This is a genomic window from Micromonospora sediminicola (genome assembly GCF_900089585.1).
Taxonomy (GTDB): domain Bacteria; phylum Actinomycetota; class Actinomycetes; order Mycobacteriales; family Micromonosporaceae; genus Micromonospora; species Micromonospora sediminicola.
Genome location: NZ_FLRH01000003.1, coordinates 2,939,067 through 2,957,290, shown reverse-complemented (window position 1 = coordinate 2,957,290; position 18,224 = coordinate 2,939,067). Strand labels below are relative to the sequence as shown.

At 69.7% G+C, this 18,224-nt stretch carries 17 protein-coding genes; 11 read left to right on the top strand and 6 right to left on the bottom strand.

The genetic code is table 11. From position 1 onward, the window contains the following. Positions 1 to 30 precede the first annotated feature (30 nt). The gene (locus tag GA0070622_RS14265; RefSeq protein ID WP_091573738.1) at positions 31 to 1,107 is read right to left on the bottom strand and encodes an ABC transporter substrate-binding protein; all 1,077 of its coding nucleotides are present in this window, start codon (positions 1,105 to 1,107) and stop codon (positions 31 to 33) included. 323 nt (positions 1,108 to 1,430) lie between these two features. Between GA0070622_RS14265 and GA0070622_RS14260 the strand changes: the two genes are divergently transcribed. From GA0070622_RS14260 to GA0070622_RS14250, 3 genes are all read left to right on the top strand, one after another. After that, the gene (locus GA0070622_RS14260; protein WP_091573737.1) at positions 1,431 to 3,785 is read left to right on the top strand and encodes an AbfB domain-containing protein; all 2,355 of its coding nucleotides are present in this window, start codon (positions 1,431 to 1,433) and stop codon (positions 3,783 to 3,785) included. A gap of 195 nt (positions 3,786 to 3,980) precedes the next feature. Beyond that, on the top strand, positions 3,981 to 5,141 hold the full coding sequence (locus GA0070622_RS14255; protein WP_245666271.1) for an RICIN domain-containing protein: 1,161 nt from the start codon (positions 3,981 to 3,983) through the stop codon (positions 5,139 to 5,141). Between the two features lie 165 nt (positions 5,142 to 5,306). Continuing rightward, positions 5,307 to 6,845 carry a ricin-type beta-trefoil lectin domain protein gene (locus GA0070622_RS14250; protein ID WP_091573736.1) on the top strand — a complete coding sequence of 513 codons (1,539 nt, stop codon included), beginning with the start codon at positions 5,307 to 5,309 and terminating at the stop codon, positions 6,843 to 6,845. Between the two features lie 80 nt (positions 6,846 to 6,925). Here the strand turns inward: GA0070622_RS14250 and GA0070622_RS33095 are convergent, their stop codons facing one another. Next, on the bottom strand, positions 6,926 to 8,944 hold the full coding sequence (locus tag GA0070622_RS33095) for a cellulase family glycosylhydrolase (RefSeq protein WP_091573735.1): 2,019 nt from the start codon (positions 8,942 to 8,944) through the stop codon (positions 6,926 to 6,928). 411 nt (positions 8,945 to 9,355) lie between these two features. Here GA0070622_RS33095 and GA0070622_RS14240 point away from each other — a divergent pair, with 411 nt between their 5' ends. Both GA0070622_RS14240 and GA0070622_RS14235 read left to right on the top strand, forming a co-directional pair. After that, positions 9,356 to 9,844, top strand: a complete 489-nt coding sequence (locus GA0070622_RS14240) for a hypothetical protein (RefSeq protein WP_141684574.1) — start codon at positions 9,356 to 9,358, stop codon at positions 9,842 to 9,844. Positions 9,845 to 9,935: 91 nt separating this feature from the next. After that, complete coding sequence (locus tag GA0070622_RS14235; RefSeq protein ID WP_141684573.1) at positions 9,936 to 11,114, top strand: FUSC family protein; 1,179 nt, start codon at positions 9,936 to 9,938, stop codon at positions 11,112 to 11,114. A 140-nt stretch (positions 11,115 to 11,254) separates the two neighbouring features. On the opposite strand, the gene GA0070622_RS14230 is transcribed toward GA0070622_RS14235, so the two are convergent. After that, the gene (locus GA0070622_RS14230; protein WP_091573732.1) at positions 11,255 to 11,725 is read right to left on the bottom strand and encodes an SRPBCC family protein; all 471 of its coding nucleotides are present in this window, start codon (positions 11,723 to 11,725) and stop codon (positions 11,255 to 11,257) included. 204 nt (positions 11,726 to 11,929) lie between these two features. On the opposite strand from GA0070622_RS14230, the gene GA0070622_RS14225 reads away from it, so the two are divergent. After that, positions 11,930 to 12,334, top strand: coding sequence for a DoxX family protein (locus tag GA0070622_RS14225; protein WP_091573731.1), 405 nt, complete (start codon positions 11,930 to 11,932; stop codon positions 12,332 to 12,334). Between the two features lie 276 nt (positions 12,335 to 12,610). On the opposite strand, the gene GA0070622_RS32565 is transcribed toward GA0070622_RS14225, so the two are convergent. Further along, entirely contained in the window at positions 12,611 to 12,781 is a 171-nt protein-coding gene (locus GA0070622_RS32565) for a hypothetical protein (protein WP_176710482.1), read from the bottom strand. A 54-nt stretch (positions 12,782 to 12,835) separates the two neighbouring features. Here GA0070622_RS32565 and GA0070622_RS14220 point away from each other — a divergent pair, with 54 nt between their 5' ends. Next, positions 12,836 to 13,117, top strand: coding sequence for an NUDIX domain-containing protein (locus GA0070622_RS14220; protein WP_091573730.1), 282 nt, complete (start codon positions 12,836 to 12,838; stop codon positions 13,115 to 13,117). A gap of 105 nt (positions 13,118 to 13,222) precedes the next feature. On the opposite strand, the gene GA0070622_RS14215 is transcribed toward GA0070622_RS14220, so the two are convergent. Then, complete coding sequence (locus GA0070622_RS14215) at positions 13,223 to 13,756, bottom strand: dihydrofolate reductase family protein (RefSeq protein WP_091573729.1); 534 nt, start codon at positions 13,754 to 13,756, stop codon at positions 13,223 to 13,225. A gap of 309 nt (positions 13,757 to 14,065) precedes the next feature. Here GA0070622_RS14215 and GA0070622_RS14210 point away from each other — a divergent pair, with 309 nt between their 5' ends. Continuing rightward, positions 14,066 to 14,617 (top strand): hypothetical protein, encoded by a 552-nt coding sequence (locus tag GA0070622_RS14210; RefSeq protein ID WP_091573728.1) that lies wholly within the window; start codon positions 14,066 to 14,068, stop codon positions 14,615 to 14,617. A gap of 58 nt (positions 14,618 to 14,675) precedes the next feature. Then, entirely contained in the window at positions 14,676 to 15,209 is a 534-nt protein-coding gene (locus GA0070622_RS14205; RefSeq protein WP_218060588.1) for a VOC family protein, read from the top strand. A gap of 198 nt (positions 15,210 to 15,407) precedes the next feature. Here the strand turns inward: GA0070622_RS14205 and GA0070622_RS14200 are convergent, their stop codons facing one another. Beyond that, positions 15,408 to 16,190 (bottom strand): hypothetical protein, encoded by a 783-nt coding sequence (locus GA0070622_RS14200; RefSeq protein WP_091577380.1) that lies wholly within the window; start codon positions 16,188 to 16,190, stop codon positions 15,408 to 15,410. A 148-nt stretch (positions 16,191 to 16,338) separates the two neighbouring features. On the opposite strand from GA0070622_RS14200, the gene GA0070622_RS14195 reads away from it, so the two are divergent. Next, complete coding sequence (locus tag GA0070622_RS14195) at positions 16,339 to 16,815, top strand: GNAT family N-acetyltransferase (RefSeq protein ID WP_091573726.1); 477 nt, start codon at positions 16,339 to 16,341, stop codon at positions 16,813 to 16,815. Between the two features lie 146 nt (positions 16,816 to 16,961). Then, positions 16,962 to 17,927 (top strand): NADP-dependent oxidoreductase, encoded by a 966-nt coding sequence (locus GA0070622_RS14190; protein ID WP_176710481.1) that lies wholly within the window; start codon positions 16,962 to 16,964, stop codon positions 17,925 to 17,927. Positions 17,928 to 18,224 lie beyond the last annotated feature (297 nt).

Sequence of the window (18,224 nt, the reverse complement as noted above, 5' to 3'; positions counted from 1 at the left end):
CCTGATGGCGCACCGGCCCGGAACGGACGGTCAGTAGGCGCTGCCGAGCGACTCGCGGGCGTTGTCCGTCGCGTACTCCCGGTCGGAGATGATCACGTTTTCCGGGATCGGGGTGCCGGCGTAGAAGTCCTGCGCGGTCTTGAAGGCCAGCGGCCCGAACCGCGGGTTGGACTCGATCACCGCGTTGATGGTGCCGTCGACGATGGCCTGCACGGCGTTACGGGTGCCGTCGATCGAGACGATCTTAACGTCCTTGCCCGGATCCTTGCCGGCCGAGCGCAGTGCCGTCACCGCACCGAGCGCCATCTCGTCGTTCTCCGCGTAGACCGCGGTGATGCCGGGATTGCTGGAGATGAGCTGCTCCATCACGGCCTGGCCCTTGTCCCGGGCGAACTCGCCGGTCTGCTGCGCCACGATCTCCAGCCCGGGCGCGGTCGCCTTGACCTGGTCGACGAAGCCGTTGGTGCGGTCGGTGGTCACATTGTTGCCCGAGGACCCGAGCAGGATGGCAACCTTGCCCTTGCCCCCGGTCACCTTGACCATCGCGTCGGCGGCCCGCTTGCCCTGGGCCACGAAGTCCGAACCGAGGAAGGCCAGGTAATCAGCGCAACTGGTAGCGTTGATCTTGCGGTCGATGGTGAGGACGGGCACCTTCTTCGCCGCCGCCGCCTGCAGGGCCGGCTCCAGGCCGTCGCTGTTGAGCGGCGCGACGATGAGAAACTGGGCGCCCTGCGCCAGCATGTCCTGGATGTCGCTGATCTGCTTGGACAGCTGCGACTGCGCGTTGGTGACCAGCAGCTTCTTCACCCCGAGCTTGGTCGCCTCGTCCCGGATCGACTGCGTCTCGGCGATCCGGAACGGGTTGGCTTCCTTCTCCGACTGAGAGAAGCCCACGACGGCGTTGGTCAGGTCCAGCTTCGGCGCGCCGTAGCTGCTCAGCGTGCAACTCGCGCCGCTCGGCGCGGCGGAGGCGACTTGCTGCTCACCACCGCTACCCGCCGGAGCCGGCGTGCCGTCGGTCTCGCTCTTGGTGCAGCCGGTCAGTAACGCCGAGGCGGCGATCAGTGTGACCGACAAATGGGCCAGGACCTTCTTTCCGGCGCTCATGGCTACTCCTCACAACGTGGTGGACCGACCCGGCGGCGGGCAGAGGCGCACGGGAACGCGACCCGGGCAGCCAGGCGGTGGGGTGGTGATCGCTGCTCGACGTGGGGTGACGCATCGATGGAAGAGGATTGACGGGTTGTCCGTCGGACCTCTATAACGTTATACGGGTAGCCATGGAAGTCAATACGATTGTCACCGATCGCTCCGGAAGTCCCATCGACATCCGCACCCGGCCCCGGACCGGGACACCGGCCACCCCGACACCCCACCGCCAGCCGCCAGCGGCGCAGCCCGGCCCTGACGGCCCGTCCGATGGAGACGGCATGACACATCCCTGTCCCGTACGCCTCGCGGCACCCCTGCTCGCCATCCTGGCCCTGGTCACCGGCCTGCTCACCGCGCCGGCCACACCGGCACACGCCGCGCCGGCCAAGAATCCGCCCCTGACCACCCCCTGGACCGCCCAGGCACTCAACGGCACCCCGCTGCCGGACTACCCGAGACCACAGATGACCCGGCCGGACTGGCTCAACCTCAACGGCGAGTGGCAACTCCGCCAATCCGCCACCGACGACGCCCCCCGGTTCAACACCGACCTGCCCGAGCGCGTCAACGTGCCGTTCCCGGTGGAGAGCGCGCTGTCCGGCGTGCAGCGGGCCGCCGGCGACAACCGCAACTACCTGTACTACCGGCGGACCGTGACGGTGCCGGCGAACTGGAGCGGGCGTCGGGTGCTGCTGCACTTCGGCGCCGTCGACTGGCAGACCACCGTCTGGGTCAACGGCACCGCCGTCGGTGGTCACACCGGTGGCTACGATGCCTTCACGTTCGACGTCACCCCGCAACTGCGAGGCGGCGCCAACGAGATCGTGGTGAAGGTGTGGGACCCGACCGACAGCCGGCAGAACGGCAGCCTGCCGCCGATCGGTAAGCAGACCAAGCAGCCCGGCGGCATCTTCTACACGCCGAGTTCGGGCATCTGGCAGACGGTGTGGCTGGAACCGGTGCCGGCGGCCTCGATCAGCAGCGTCGACCTCTATCCCAGTCTGGCCGACAACACGCTTCGCGTGCGGGTCTTCACGCGCGGCGACGTCGGCGGGCACAGCGTCGTGGCCGAGGCGCTCACCGGCGCCACCGTGGTCGGCTCCGCCACCGGCGGCTTCACCGAGTTCAGGGTGCCGGTGCCGAACGCCCGCCGCTGGTCGCCCGACGACCCGTTCCTCTACAACCTGCGAATCACGCTGCGCAACGCCACGGGCGCTCAGGTAGACCGGACCACGCACTACTTCGGCATGCGCGAGATCAGCACCGGCGTGGTCAACGGAGTCCTGCGGCCCAAGCTCAACGGCCAGTTCGTCTTCCAGACCGGGACGCTTGACCAGGGGTTCTGGCCGGACGGGCTCTACACCGCCCCCACCGACGCCGCGCTCGCCTTCGACCTGCAGAAGCACAAGGACCTGGGCTTCAACATGGTGCGCAAGCACATCAAGGTCGAACCGCAGCGCTGGTTCTACCACGCGGACCGGCTCGGTCTGCTGGTGTGGCAGGACGTCCCGTCCTTGACCGCGCAGGACATCAACGCGACCGACGCGCAGCAGGCACAGCTCGAGACCGAGGCCCGCGAGATCGTGGACGAGCACCGCAGCTCCCCGGCGGTGGTCACCTACACCGTCTACAACGAGGGGTGGGGCGAGCGCGCACTCGCCGACACCCGCAGGGCCGCCCAGAACGTGAAGAACCAGGACCCGACCCGGCTGGTCAACGCGCACAGCGGCTACAACTGCTGCCAGTCGTTGGGCAACCCCGGCAACGGTGACATCGACGACTGGCATGTCTACCTGGGGCCGGACTCGCCGGTGCCGTCGAGCAGCCGGATCGCCGTGCTCGGCGAGTTCGGCGGCCTGGGCCTGCGCGCGCCCGGGCACGAGTGGAGCCCGAACGGCAACTTCTTCGCCTACGAGTGGCAGCCGAACTCCACGGCGCTGACCGACCGGTACGTCGGCCTGGTGCAGGGCACGCAGAACCTGATGCTCGGCAAGGGGCTGAGCGCCTCGGTCTACACCGAGATCGCCGACCAGGAGGGTGAGCTGAACGGCTTCCTCACCTACGACCGGCAGGTGGTCAAGATGGACCAGGCCCGGGTGCGGGACGCGAATCTTTCGCTCGTCAACGCGTCCCGGTCGATCGGCAGCTCGGCGCCGGTGGCACTGCCTCTGAACGCCCGGCGATCCTTCCAGGTCACGACTCCCGGCTTCACCGACCGGTACCTACGGCACCGGGACAGCCTCGCCTACACCGACGTGGTCGACGCGACCAGTTCCACGCTGCTCAAGACCGACGCGACCTACACCGTCCGGACAGGTCTGGCCGACCCGGCCTGCTACTCGTTCGAGTCGGTCAACTACCCGGGGCAGTTCCTGCGGCACCAGAACTCGCGCGTACGCAATTCACCCAACGACGGATCGACGCTACTGCGGGCGGACGCCACCTGGTGCGCGCGGGTCGGTGTCACGGGCAGCGGCGTCTCGCTGGAGTCCTACAACTTCCGGGGCAAGTACCTGCGGCACTACAACTCGGAGGTCTGGCTGAGCAACGGCGCCGGCGGCGAGGCGTGGAACTCACCGACGTTGTGGGCTGCGGACAGCACCTGGAACATCACGGCGCCCTGGGCGCCCTGACCTGGACGGTCCGGGACGCCGGAACGACATTGGCGTCCCGGACCACCGTCGGCGCTGAGGTTTCGAAACGTCTCGGCACAGCGCGCCCGTCGATCGACACTTGTCACAGCCTCGCCGGGCCCGCACCGGCGCGGGCCGGCGGACGGGCCGCCGCGGGCCCGCGCCCCAACGCCCGCCGGGATCGGAGATCCATCCATGACGTCATCCCTGATCCGGCGGCTGCTCCGCACGGCCGTGACGGTCGTGCTCGGCGCGGCAGCTCTGCCGGGGGCCGGAACCGGTACGCCGCCGGCGCATGCCGCGGCGGCCGCACCCCAGGTGTCGCTGCGCTTCCTGATGATCGTCAAGCCGGTGTCGCGGGTACCCAACCTGTCGGCCACGCTCAGCCCGGCACAGGTCGACGCGGCCAGCACCGCCTTCCTCGGCACGTTCCCGCGCATGGTCGAGGACCTGACCAACGGCGCCGTGGACATGAACACCCAGGTGGTGGTCTCACCGCGACCGCTCACCTCGATCGGGTACGCGGGCCTGATGGTCGAGCCCGGCAACATCCCGGAGGACGTCGCCGAGTTCGTCCACCCCAAGGAGTGGGACGGCGTCTTCGTCTACAACGCGTTCCGACCGCACGCCTACTTCTCCAGCGGCGTGCCCGGGCCGCACAACACCGGCTGGAGCAGCGTCAACGCCCGTGACGACCTGGGCTACAACCAGGACGCGCTGGCCGGCTGGGTGCACGAGATGCTGCACCAACTCGGCGAGCAGTACTACTTCCAGCAGCGTGGCGTCCCCGGCGCGGTCGACCTGCACTCCGCCGCCGACCACGGCTACACCCGGAACCAGTACGGACTTCCGTACTGGATCGGCTGGTACCGCGACTTCCTCAACGGCACCATCCCGGGCAACCTCGGCCTCGGCGCGAAGGCATGGACGCTCGGCAACCGGCGTGGCGTCCCCGGCCTGCCGGTCCAGCCGGACCGGATGATCGCCGGTGCCGGATCCGGCCGCTGCGTCGACGTCTCCGGCGGGCGCAGCGCCGACGGCACCCGGGTACAGCTCTGGGACTGCCACGGCGGCCCGGAGGTGCGCTGGCGCTGGCAGGGCAACACGCTGGTCAACACCGCCACGAACAAGTGCCTCGACGTCTCCGGCGGGCGGACGGCCGGCGGCACGGTGGTGCAGCTGTGGACCTGCCTCGACAACGGCGCGCAGCGGTGGCTGACCGTCGACGGCAACCTGCGCAACCCGCAGTCCGGCAAGTGCCTCGACGCCGATGGCTGGGGCACCGCCAACGGCACCCGCTTGATCATCTGGGACTGCGGCAGCCACCAGTCCAACCAGACGTGGAGCTTCCGCTGACGTCCGGGCGGTGACCGGCGCTCGTCCCGTCGAGCCGGCGGGGCGAGCCGCCACCCACGAAACAAATCGAGGGTTCTCTATTGACAAGGACTCTTTACGGTTTCACGCTGAGAGCGCTCTCCCGCGTCGCCTCCGACGTGTCCGCGAACAACCGGAAGGAGTTCGATGATCAGGACAATGGCGCTGCTCACCGCCGTGACGCTTGGGCTGTCGATCCCGGCGGCCCCGACGGCGGCACCCGCCGCGCACGAAGCCGGGGCGCGCCCGGCGGTGACCGGACCGCCGGCCGGCATGGCGGCCGCGATGCGCCGCGACCTGCACCTGACCGACGATCAACTCACCGCCCGACTCACGGCCGAGGCCGCCGCGGCGGTGGTCGACCGCCGGCTGCGCTCGCACCTCGGCACCCGGTACGCCGGCTCGTGGCTGGAGGCGGACGGCCCCCTCACGGTCGCCGTCACCGAAGCGTCCGCGGCCGACGCGGTCCGGGCCGAGGGCGCCCGGCCCCGGCTCGTCCCTCGAACGCTCACGAGTCTGACCTCGGCGCGCACCGCCCTGGACCGCAGCGCCGCCGGCCGGCCGCCCGGCGCCGCCGCCCGGGGATGGTACGTGGACGTCGCCGCCAACGAGATGGTGGTGCGGGTCGCGCCGGGGCAGGAACGCGTCGGCCGAGCGTTCGTGCGCGGCGCCGGCCTCGCCGACGCGCTGGTCCGCTACGCGCCGGCACCCGACGCACCCCGCCCGATGTACGACATCCGCGGCGGCGACCAGTTCGTCATCAACGGCAACGTGCTCTGCTCCGTCGGCTTCGCGGTGGTGGGCGGGTTCGTCACCGCCGGACACTGCGGAGGCACCGGCAGCCCCACCCGTGGCTTCAACAACGTCGCCCAGGGCACCTTCGCCGGCTCGTCCTTCCCCGGCAACGACTACGCCTGGGTGCGCACCACCGCCGACTGGACGCCGCGCCCCTGGGTGAACAACTACGCCGGCGGCAACGCTCCTGTCGCCGGCTCCCGCGACGCGGTGATCGGCAGTTCGGTGTGCCGGTCGGGACGCACGACCGGCTGGCGCTGCGGGACGCTGCTGGGGCGGGAGGAGACGGTCAACTATGCGCAGGGCGCCGTCTACGGGCTCAGTCGCAGCAACGCCTGCGCCGAGGGCGGCGACTCCGGCGGCGCCTGGCTATCCGGGGACCAGGCCCAGGGAGTCACCTCCGGCGGATCGGGCAACTGCTCCACCGGCGGCACGATGTGGTTCCAGCCGGTCAACGAGATCCTCGGCGTCTACGGACTGAGCCTGGTCACCACCGGCGGGGGCGGCGCCGGCACCCGGATCATCAGCAACTGGAACAACAAGTGCATCGACGTGCCCAACTCGAACTTCGCCGACGGAGTTCCGTTGCAGACCTGGACCTGCAACGGCACGGCGGCCCAGGGGTGGACGTTCACCGGCGGCAGCCTACGCACGCAGAACAACAAGTGCATGGACGTCGCCTGGGGATCCCGGGACAACGGCGCGGTCATCCAGATCGCCAACTGCAGCGGCAACCCCGCCCAGCAGTTCGTGCTCTCGGCTGCCGGGGACCTGGTCAACCCCCAGGCCAACAAGTGCGTCGACATCAAGGACTGGAACGGCAACGACGGCGCGCGACTCATTCTCTGGGAGTGTGCCGGCACCGCCAACCAGAAGTGGCGCACCGGCTGATTCGGGGCGTGACACGGCGTCCCGTCCGGGCCGGTCCGAGGTGGGCCGCGGGGCGGGACGCCGTGCCGCTCAACGACGCGTCAGCTCAGGCGCCACCGCTGGTTGCCGCCCAGCGGCCGGCCGCAGTCCCAGATCTGCAGTCGCGTGCCGTTGGTCGTCCCGTACTCGACCGCGTCCAGGCACTTGCCCGAGTTCGGGTTGGCCACCGAGCCGTCGCTGTTGACCACCCACTGCTGGGCGCCGTTGTTCAAGCAGGTCCACAACTGCACCACGCTGCCGTTGGCGGTACGTCCACCAGAGACGTCCAGGCACTTGCCGGAATTGGGGTTGACGAACGTGTTGCCGGACCGCCGCCACTGCTGCGCCTGGTTGTCGAGGCAGTCCCAGAGTTGGACCACCGTCCCGTCGGCGGTGCGCCCACCGGACACGTCCACGCACCGGCCGGACGCCTGCCCGATGATCGTCGTCGTCGGGCCGCCGCCTCCCCCGCTGGTGGTCACGGTGAGCGCGGCGGACGGCGCGGACACATTGCCGGCGGCATCCCGGGCACGCACGGTGTAGCGGTACGCCGTGCCGGCGGTGAGGCCGACGTCGGAGTAGGCGGTGCCGACGACCGGAGAGCCGTTGACCTTCGCGCCCTCGCGGTAGACGTCGTAGCCGGTGACGCCGACGTTGTCGGTCGAGGCGCTCCAGGCCAGCGCGACCGACGAGGCCGTCACGCCGGTGGAGCGCAGCCCGGCCGGCGCGCTGGGTGGGCTGGTGTCACCGCCACCGCCTCCGTAGACGTCGGAGACGCTCTTGCCGGTCGTCGAACCGACGCCGCCCAGTGGCACCTGGTGGTCCAGGCTGACGAACTTGCCGCCGTGCTGCCAGAGGGCCGGCTTGAGCAACGCGTACTTCTGCTCGTCCCAGGTCTTCCAGTCGTCGAGCAGCAGCCCGCCGGTGTCACCCGAGTTCGGGTTCAACACCCAGAACGTCTGGTGCAGCCGGTGCTCGACGATGGTGTCCCGCAGCGCGGTCATCCAGCGGTCCTGTCGGGCGTCCTGCCCGAGCCGGCCGCCCCACTCCCCGATCAGCAGCGGCGCGATGTTCTGCTTGTGGATGTAGAGCCAGTTCGGGTCCCACACGTCCGCGGTGAGCGTGGCCCTGTCGAACGGCTTCTGGAACCAGGGCTGCTCCCAGACCAAGGGTCCGTAGTCGTGCGGCGAGTAGACGAGCTGGTCCTGCTGGGACCCGAGGTCGACCGGATACTGGCGGACGCCGCGCAGGTTGCCGCCCCACCAGTTGAAGTGGTAGTCGCCCTCGACGGTGGAGTTCCAGCTCACGCCGTCTCGCGGATAGATCTCGATGCCCTCGCAGAGGATGAGCACGTTCGGGTTGAGCGCGAGGATCCGGCGTCCCGCCACCTGGCAGGTGTTCTTGAAGTTGTCCTGGTCGGTGGACCCGTTCCACTTCGCCCGGGGCGACTCGGTGTGCTTGCCGTGCGGCTCGTTCTTGATGTCCATCGCCACGAGCGTGTCGTTGTTCTTGTAGCGGTTGGCCACCCACTCCCACGCCTGGTAGAACAGCTCCGGGGTGACGCTGCCCTTCCACCAGACCGGATAGAGGTGGCCCGAGTTGTCCGCCTCGGCGCTGTGCACGTCGAGCAGGACCTTGATGCCGAAGCGGGCACACAACTGGAGGAAATAGTCCCAGACCTGAAGCGTGGTCATACCGGCCAGTTCGGGATTGGCCCAGGTGTTCACTCCGGACGGCACCGCGGCCTGGCCGTTGCGCCACTCGAGCAGCAGTTGGGCGGAGATCGGCACCCGGACGATGTTGATTCCACGGTTCGCCATCGACCTGGTGATGTCGGTGATGTTGCCCGACCACAGGCCGTGGAAGACCCGTTCGGTGGCGTTGAACCCGAACCAGTTCGTTCCGGTCAACCAGACCGCGTTGCCGGCGGCGTCGACGATCTGGTTTCCCTGGACGTGCAGCCAGTCGTCGCCGGCGGCGGGCGCCGCCACAGACCCGTCGACCATGAGCGAGGCAACAGGCTGCGCCTGCGCGCCGTTGGGCGCGAGCATCGTCGCAGCGGCCACGACGGCAACGAGCATCCGGGCGACTCCTCGTCGCATGACGGGAGAGCGCGGATGACATCGGATGGAAAAAATTCTCATTCGCAATCCCCAAAGCTGGTGTGGTGGAGCGAAATGGGAGCGCTTCCATCGAAGCTTGTGATACGCAGATGGGTGCCGGCCAGAGATTTCGAAAACGCTTGGCGGCCCCGGACCGCGTTAGCGCCTCCGCTTCCGGGGTAGTCGACGACAACGTCACCCTGCTCGACCTCGCGAGTGGGTAACGTGCTCGACGCCTCCGCCTCTCGGCCAGGTCACCCTGACGCCGGGCGTGGTCTGCGCAGCGGCATCTCACCATTCCCGCACGCCGCAGCCCGGAAGCGCCAATCCGTCGATTCCGCCCCGGCATGACAGGCGCACGGGGTCGACCTCGACGACTGGGAGGGCGACGTGATCGGACCGGTGCAGCTGATGATGATCGGATTCCGCGGAGATCGAATTCCCCGTGAGGTGCACGACGTGGTGTGCTCTCTCATGCGCGACGAATCCTGCGTTCATGTGCTCGACATGTGGTCCGTCGCGATGCGTCCGGACCGGACCATGCGGGAGCTTACGGATTCCGACCTGGCGCGGACCTGGTCGGGAACGCCCGGACGGCTGCTGAGCAGGTTGATCACGGAAGCGGGCGCGGAGGCGTCGCTGACCAGCGAGCCGGCGACAGATGACAACGGCCTGTTCATTGCCGGCCGAATCGGTTCACTGCGGCAGCAGATGCCGGCCGGCAGCGGCGTCCTGATTCTCCTGGTCGAGCACGTGTGGGCCATTCCCCTCGGTGGTGTCGTCAGCCGGTGCCACGGTTTTCCCGTCACCGACGGGTGGGTGGGCAGCACGGCACTGGAACACCTCGGTCTCGACCCGGGAGCAACCGGTCCCCTCTGACGTCCGAATCCAGTCAACGGGCACTCTGCCCGCTCACGCGAGCACGTGAGATCTGCCCGCTTGTCCACGGAAAGTTCGGGTATCTCGCGTCATGCGAGGGCGCAGTGACTCTTCCGCCGACAGGCGACCCGGTGGCCGAACCGGCGACCACGACGCCCGCGCCGAGGCGGTCCTCCGGCGGTGGAGATCGCAACGACGAGCCAGCCTCCGCAATCGACGCCGTCAACTGGGCATCTACCTCGTGGTCGCGATCCAGGCAGGTCTCGCCGCCGGTCTCGCCTGGACGGCCGCCGGCGCCGTCGCCCTCGACAACAACCCGGTCTTCGCGCCCATCGCCGCTGTCGGCACGGTCGCTGCCGCCGCGGGGCAGCGACTGCGGCGGACGGTCGAACTCGTCGTGGGAGTGGCGCTGGGCGCGGCCGTCGCCGACGGGCTCGTCGTGGTCGTCGACCGCGGAGCCTGGCAGATCGCGGTGATCGCAGCGGTCACGATCGCGACCGCCATCGCGGTCGTCGGACGCGGCAGCCTGATCACCCAGGCCGGCGGCACCGCCGTCCTGGTGACGAGCGTTGCCCCCGCCAGCGAACGGGTCGACGCGCCGCAGGTCTTCAACGCTGTCCTCGGGGGCGCCAGCGCACTGGTCGTGGTGCTCCTGCTGTTACCACTCAACCCCCTGCGCATCGTCGAACGCGCCGCCGGCCCGGAGTTGGACGACCTGTCCCACCAGCTCACCGAGGTGGGTCACGCACTGGTCCGCCGCGACCCGGCAGCCGTCGCCGACTCGCTCCAGGGACTTCGAAGCATGGGGGCGCAGCTCACCCAACTCTCCGACGCCGTTCAGGGTGGGCTCGAAGTGGTCAGGTACTCACCGCAGCGCTTCCGCTGGCGCAGCACTCTGCGGGAGTATCGCATCGGCGCCGAACACGTCGACCGGGCCGTGCTGGGTGCCCGTGGCCTGGCCCGGCGCGCGTACACGGCGATCAGTGACGACGAGCCGATCCCGGCTGCCCTCGGTCATGCCGTCGTCGACCTGGGCCACGCCGTAGGAAGTTTGCACGCCGAGTTCGTGCGGGGGCGCGAACCGTCTTCGGCACGACACCACGCACTGCGGGCCGTCCACCAGGCTGGTCACGCCGCGCGCGACGGCCTGGGCCTCTCCGGAACCGTGGTCATGGCCCAGATCCGCACCATCGCCCGAGATCTGCTGCGCGCCACCGCGATCTCCCGCACCGACGCCAACCGGATGGTCCGGCAGGCCACGCAGCGATGACGGCCGTCGCCCGCCGGACGCTGCTGCGCCGCGCACCCGCGCTGAACTGAAGTAACGGAGCCGGGGTGCCGGCAGTACGGGTGCTCTTCCGGGTCTGACCCCATGGGGTCAGACCCGGAAGAGCGGCACCGAGACGCCGATCAGGACGTGGCGTCGGGGCGGTCGACCTCGCCGCGCCAGGCGCCGGTGGGGTTGCCCCGGCCCTCGATGAACTCCTTGAACCGCTTCGCATCGGCCTTCACCTGGTGACTGTCCACCCCGACCGCGCTGCCGGCCTTCTCCACCAGACCCTCCGGCTCCCAGTCGAGCTGGATCGTCACGCGCGTCTCGTCCTGCGCGAGCCGGTGGAACGTGACCACACCTGCGTGCTTCGTGTCGCCGCCGGTGCTCTTCCAAGCCACCCGCTCGTCGGGGTGCTGTTCGGTGATCTCCGCGTCGAACTCCCGGGTCACCCCGGCCACCTTGGTGACCCAACGCGTGTGGGTCGCGTCGATCTGCGTGATCGACTCGACGCCGTCCATGAACTGCGGAAACGACTCGAACTGCGTCCACTGGTCGTACACCGCCCGGATCGGCACCCGGACGTCGACGGACTCGGTCACGGTACTCACGGAACCTCCTCGAACGACGGAACGTCACGTCGTAGTGCCCCCGCGTACCCGGTTCAATCGCGAACCCACCGACGAGCTTCGACACGAGGCCGGCGAAATCTCGGCGCAGGATCGGCGATGAGTTCCGGCTGTCTCGCCGGTCGAACCGGTGCATCCGCTTGCCGGCGGAGGCAGAAAGCCCGACCATCAGGAAGGACGATCATCATGACTGCTGTCGATGCCGTGCCCGCACAGGTCACCCGCGGGATGCACCGCACGCTCTGGGCACTACAGGGCGTCCTCGGCGTGTTCCTCGTCGTCGCCTCGGCCGGCCCCAAACTCGTCGGCGAGACGTACGCGGTCCAGACCTTCGAGGACATGGGCGCGGCGCCCTGGTTTCGCGTCCTCGTCGGCCTGCTCGAACCGGCCGGCGGCATCGGACTGCTCGTACCACGGCTCGCCGGCCTGGCGGCTGCCGGACTCGCCCTGCTCATGGTGGGCGCCGCCATCACCCAGGCGTTCATCCTGCACGGTGGCGCACTGGTGATCACACCCGTGGTGCTGCTCGCACTGTTCGTGCTCGTCGCCTGGGGCCGCCGCCGCTCCGTCGTCGAGCTTTTTGCCCGCTGAGCCGCCGGACCGGTCGCGAACCCGGACGCGTAGAGCGGCCGGCCCCACCGGGAGGGGACACCGCCCCTCACCGCGGTGCTGAGCCTCACCCCGATCGGACCACGACCGATCGGAGTTGTCGGCAGCGGCTGCGCAGGAAGCGCCCTCGGGAGCGCCTCTCGGCGGTGGCCGCTCAACCTGGGCGCCTCAGGTCGCCGGCCGGTCGTCGAGAGCGTCGAGGTGGCGGGCGAAGCCGCGGCCGCAGACAAACTCCGTATCGTCGTGTGCCACGGTGCGTCATGCCGGTTCGGGCACCCCGCCCGCCTCGCCGTCGTCCGGCATCGGCTCGACCGGGGCCTTCGGTAGTTCCCCGGGCGTGTCGGTCAGAAGCTCGTCGGCGTCGTCCGGTATCGGCTCACGCGGATCGAGGGGCGGGTAGACGTCAGGGTCGAGATCGGGGTTTGTCATGGAGCAATCATCCATCAGAGTCTCCCCGTCGGCGACCGCGAGCCGGCCACCGCGATGAGACCGGGGCCGATCGACCACACCACGACGGCGGAAACCGACCGGCTCGGGCGGGTCCTGCTGACTCAGCCCGCATACCGTCCGGACCGGGTGCCTCCGGGTGGTGACGTCGAAGCCGGCGAGACTCCGGAGCAGGCGTGCGCCCGGGAGATCCGCGAGGAGACGGGCCTGCGCGTCGTCCCCTCCCGAGTCCTGGTGATCGACTGGCTGCCACCCCACCGGCACCGCGCCGGACCGGCGGTCTACTTTCTCTTCGACTGCGGCCCCCGACACGGGTGACGGAGGGAACGGCCGCCCGCCTGATCGCGGCCGTGCGCGCATGGCCCGGACCGACGCCGGTCTACATGCCCGACGCCGTCCGGCGGACCTGACAACCGCCCGCCGTCAGACGAGCGGCTGATAGCTCAGTCTCACGACACCCGTGGGGTAGGGGGCGGCGGTGACCAGTCGCAGTCTGATCGGCAACCTGCCCGGCCGGAACGGCCTCTCACCGTCGCCCCAGACCACCGGGTGCAACCAGAAGCGCACCTCGTCGACGAGCCCGTGGCGCGCCAACACGCTGGCCAGCTCACCACAGCCGTACGAGATCAGTGATCCGGGGTGCTGAGCCTTCACCGCCGCCACCTCCTCGACGGTGTCCCGGCCGAGCAGTTTCGCGTTCCAGGCCAGCGGTTCGTTCAGGGTCCGCGACGCGACGTACTTCGGCATCGGGTTGATCAGGTCCGCGTACGGCCCCGACCCCTTCGGCCACAGCTCCGCCAGCTCCTGGTAGGTCTTGCGTCCCAACAGGACCGCGTCGGCGGCACGCAACTCCTCGATCCCGTGGTGCTCGACGTCACCCTGCTCCTCGAACCAACCCTCGAGCTGATCCATGACGCCGTCCATCGTCGTCTGCACGGACACAATCAGTGCCCCCATCAGGGCTCCTCTCCGTTGCCGGAGGCGTGGCCGGCCCCGGCCCGAGCGGGACCGAACCGCCGCATTCCGACCTGACCCAGGCCCCGTACTGCCGGGCAGCCGCGTACCTTCGCACAGTAGGCCCGGGGTGCGCCCGGCGGAAGTCGCCCCACCGCGAACAAGTCGGGTCGCCGGATCGGACGGTCAGGGGCCCGCCAGCACACCTCATATCGTGGGCTGTGACCTCCCGGCCACGCACCAGAGCCGACGTGGTGGCACGGGTGGCCCGACCGAAGGCATGGGGCCGGTCGAACGGGGAATCGTCCCGGCATGGCGAAATACACCGAACCCGAACTGCGGGAAAGGCTCAAGGCGCAGATCCGCGACTCCGACAAGGGAGGTCGGAAGGGGCAGTGGTCGGCGCGCAAATCGCAGTTGCTCACCCAGGAGTACAAGCGACAGGGTGGAGGGTTCATCGGCCCCAAGGACGAGCGGCAGCGCTCCCTGCAACGGTGGGGCGATCAGGATTGGCGGACCGAGGACGGCTCGACCAGGGCCCGCCAGGGCGGTGAGACCCGCCGCTACCTCCCCGGACGGGCCTGGGAACAGCTCTCTGACCAGGAGCGCGCGGCAACCGAGAGCAAGAAGCGGCGGGCGTCCAGGACGGGGCGGCAGTTCGTCCCCAACACCGGGCCGGCCCAACGCGCGCGAAAGAACGTGACCGCTCCGAACCGACTGTCGGACCTGCCGGTCGCCGAGGCGGGGAAGGTCGTACGAGGGCTCGACACCCGAGAACTCCGCGCCGCGCTGCAACGCGAGCGGCGGGGTAAGGCCAGAAAGACCCTTCTTCAGCGCATGGAGGCCGAGTTGAGGCGGCGTTGAGCCTCGGCCTTGTGAAGTTCCCTCGGCGCGGCAGGAGGGCGCCGACCCGGAGGCGCCGGTGCTGCTCATCGCGCTGTTGGCGGACCTGGCCGATCGTCACCTGCGTCCTCGGGCAGCATGCCGCGACTGGCGTCGCGTGGTCGGACATCGCCCACCACGGACGGGAGACGGCGATAGTCTCCCGGGCATGCGGATGTTACACCTCGGTCTTCGAGTAACCAGTCTCGAACGCTCGCTCGCCTTCTACAGCGCGCTCGGATACGCCAGGATCGGCAATGTCCCCGAGACCGGGTTCGGTAGCCTGACCATGCTTCAACTCCCCGACGACCCGTTTGTCAGCCTGGAGCTTGTGCACGATCCCGCGAGGCCGGTCAACGACATCGGCGCCGTCAACCACCTCGTCATCCAGGTGGATGACCTCACCGCTACGCTCGCCGACCTGGCAACGAGGGGCGTTGCCGCCGAGCCGCCGACAGAACCAGGGCCAGGGATGCGGACATCGTGGCTCACCGACCCCGACGGCTACCGGATCGAGCTCGTGCAGTGGCCACCCGACCATCCAGCCGGGATGACGGCGGCCGACTTCGCCTGACCGGCGCCAGTTCGGACCGACTCGAGCCCCGTGTCGCGCGGGCTCCCACACCTCCGCACCGATCGGCCAGCCCGGTCCCGCCGCCGGCCACCGCCTCCGGTCGCTCGCGGCGGGGCGGTCTCCTGGTCGCCTCGGCCCACTGAGGTCGGTGTCGCAGCCACTCGTCAACTGCGGCGACGTGGACGGTGGTGATCGTCGTCACGGCAGCACCGCACCTCGGTAGATGCGGTCGAGGAGGCCGAACAGGGCTCGATCGTAGGCCTGCAACGCCGTCCGCGTGCTGATGTCGTTGTGCACACCGTCGCCGCCCGCCGGTCCGGGGTAGTTCACTCCGAAGTAGCTCTGGACACCCTCGGCGAAGTACTCCTGGATGTTCGCTGCCGCGTACGTGTTCCTCCACAGGCCGCGGGCGCGGGCGCTGCTCCACGCACCGGCCAACTCGGCAGACAGAGCGGGGTCGATGTGTTGCAGGGCCATCAGATGCAGAGTGTGCGAGAACTCGTGCACGAACACGTTCTCCCGCCCCTGGTTGTCGAGCACGTTGCTCTCGGTGCAGACCGACAGCGGGAAGGAGTCGGTGGCGCCGAATCCCGCCCAGTACCGAGCGTCCAAGGTCTCACCGAACCGCTGGTACACCTCGGGGATCGAACTCATGCGCTCACCTCGCGCGACGACCACGAGGCGCACGTTGCGCCGGCCCAACTCGGGCACGGGCCAGTAGGGGTAGGTCCACAGCAAGGTCCGGAGCTGGTCCCGCATCCGCACCAGGGTCGCGTCCTGCACGTGGCGCGGACCGAAGACCGGCAGCCCCCACGCGTCGACGTACTTGCCGTACCACCGGGTGTCCAGACCGTACCTGGTCACCAGTGACGGCGGGATCGGCCCGACCGGTCCGGCCAGCGCCGGCGACGCCCCGGCAACCGTGGACAGCAGTCCTGTCGCGCCGGCGGCCAGCAGGGATCGGCGGGTGACGGCACACAGCATATCGACCTCCCTCATTCGAGGCGACGCTACGCAGCCCGCGGCCGGTGTGTCGACGATTTTCGAAACCCCGGCGCCCCGGCGCCGGCCCGCCCCGCCGCCGAGAATCGGCTTGGGCAAGCCCCACACCACCTGCCATCATCGCGCGATGTCTGCCATTGTCATCCGGCCCTACTGCGACAGTGACTGGCCGGCGATCGCGCGGATCCACGACGCCGCCCGGCTCGACGAGTTGCGCGGCTCCGCCGGCGTCGACGCGTTCCGCACGCTCGCGCAGACCGCGGACGCCGAAGGGCTCTTCGACGGCTGCGTGTGGGTGGCCGAGATCGACGCAAGCGTGGCCGGCTTCGTCGCACTCGGCGAGGACGAGATCACCTGGCTGTACGTCGATCCGCACCGCTACCGGCGAGGCGTCGGGAGAGCGCTGCTGCGGCATGCGTTGAGTGCCGCCGGCCCGCGGGTGGAGGTCACCGTGCTCGACGGCAACCCGGCCGCCCTCGCGCTGTACGAGAGTGAGGGCTTCACCGTGACGCAGACCCGAACCGGACGACTCGCCGGCAACGAGGCCTTCCCTGCCACCGGACACGTCATGCACCACGAGGCGACCGGCTCCGCACCTGCCTGACAGCACCCACGGGTCACTTCCGCCCGTCCGCGCCACGACGCAAGCGATCCGCGGCCGGTCCGACGCCGGCCACCGTGATTGCTAATTCTCCGGTCCTGACGGTCGACCCGGCTTTATGCTCCGGCGAGCAGATGGAAGGACGAGTGATGAGCCGTGATGAGCAGTTGAGGTCGATGCGGGCGGTGGCGTTCGACGAGTTCGGCGGGCCCGAGGTGCTCACGGCCCGTACACTGCCGATTCCGCAGATCGCCGACGACGAGATCCTGCTCAAGGTATGGACCGCCGGAGTCGGGGTGTGGGACGTCATGGAACGCCAGGGCCAACTGGTGCCCGAGGGCGCCACCTTCCCCATCGTTCCGGGCTCCGACGCGGCCGGCTCGGTCACCGCCGTCGGCGCCACCGTCGACGACCTCTCGGTGGGCGACGCCGTCTACGCGTACGCGTTCTCCCGGCCCAAGGGTGGCTTTTACGCCGAATACGCCGCGGTGAAGGCCGAATACGTGACGCGGGTGCCCGAGAACGTGCCGATCGAGCACGTGGGGGCGATGCCGACGGACGCGCTGACCGCGTTGGCCGGACTGGATGCATTAGACCTACCGGCCGGGGCCACGGTGCTCGTCTTCGGCGCCAGCGGTGGTCAGGGACATCTGGCGGTTCAGCTGGCCAAGAGGCTCGGGCTGCGGGTCGTGGCGATCGCCTCCGGCGACGAAGGCGTTCGCCTGGTGTCCCGGCTCGGCGCCGATGTCGTCCTCGACGGGCACGACGCCGCCACGCCGACACGGGCGGGTGAGGCCGTGCCCGGCGGTGTCGACGGGCTGTTGGCGATGGCCAATGGTCCAATGTTGGCGCGCCTGGGTGACCTGCTGAAACCCGACGGCACGCTCGCCTACCCGCACGGGGTGCAGCCGGAGCCCACCGCCCCGGCGGGGCGCGGCGCGCGTGCCTACGACGGCATCACCGGGCCCGACCAGCTGCGCCGGCTCAACCATCTGATCGAGTCGGGACCGTTCGAGATCCACGTCGCCGAGACCTTTCCCCTCGCCGAGGCGGCCCAGGCGCACCGCCGCCTGCAGGCGCCCTATCTGGGCAAGCTTCTCCTACGGGTCCACTGATCCGCACGGACCCCATTCGGCGCTCCCGACGTCTCGACCGGTCGACGTCGCCGCGGGGGGCGGTCGGGATCGCTTGCCGATCGCCGGCTGGCCCCGGAACGCCCACAGCGCTGGCTGACCCGATCTCGTGCGGTTGCCGGTCACCATGCCGCCTGGCCCATCCTGCCCGCCCCCGACATGGATGATCCACCCGGGCCGGAATCATCCGAAACGGGTGATGTGGCCGGGTGGGCGTCGCTCTACGGTCAGGGATATGGCAGCTGCCGCGCGTCCGACACCCGCCGATCCCACACCCGG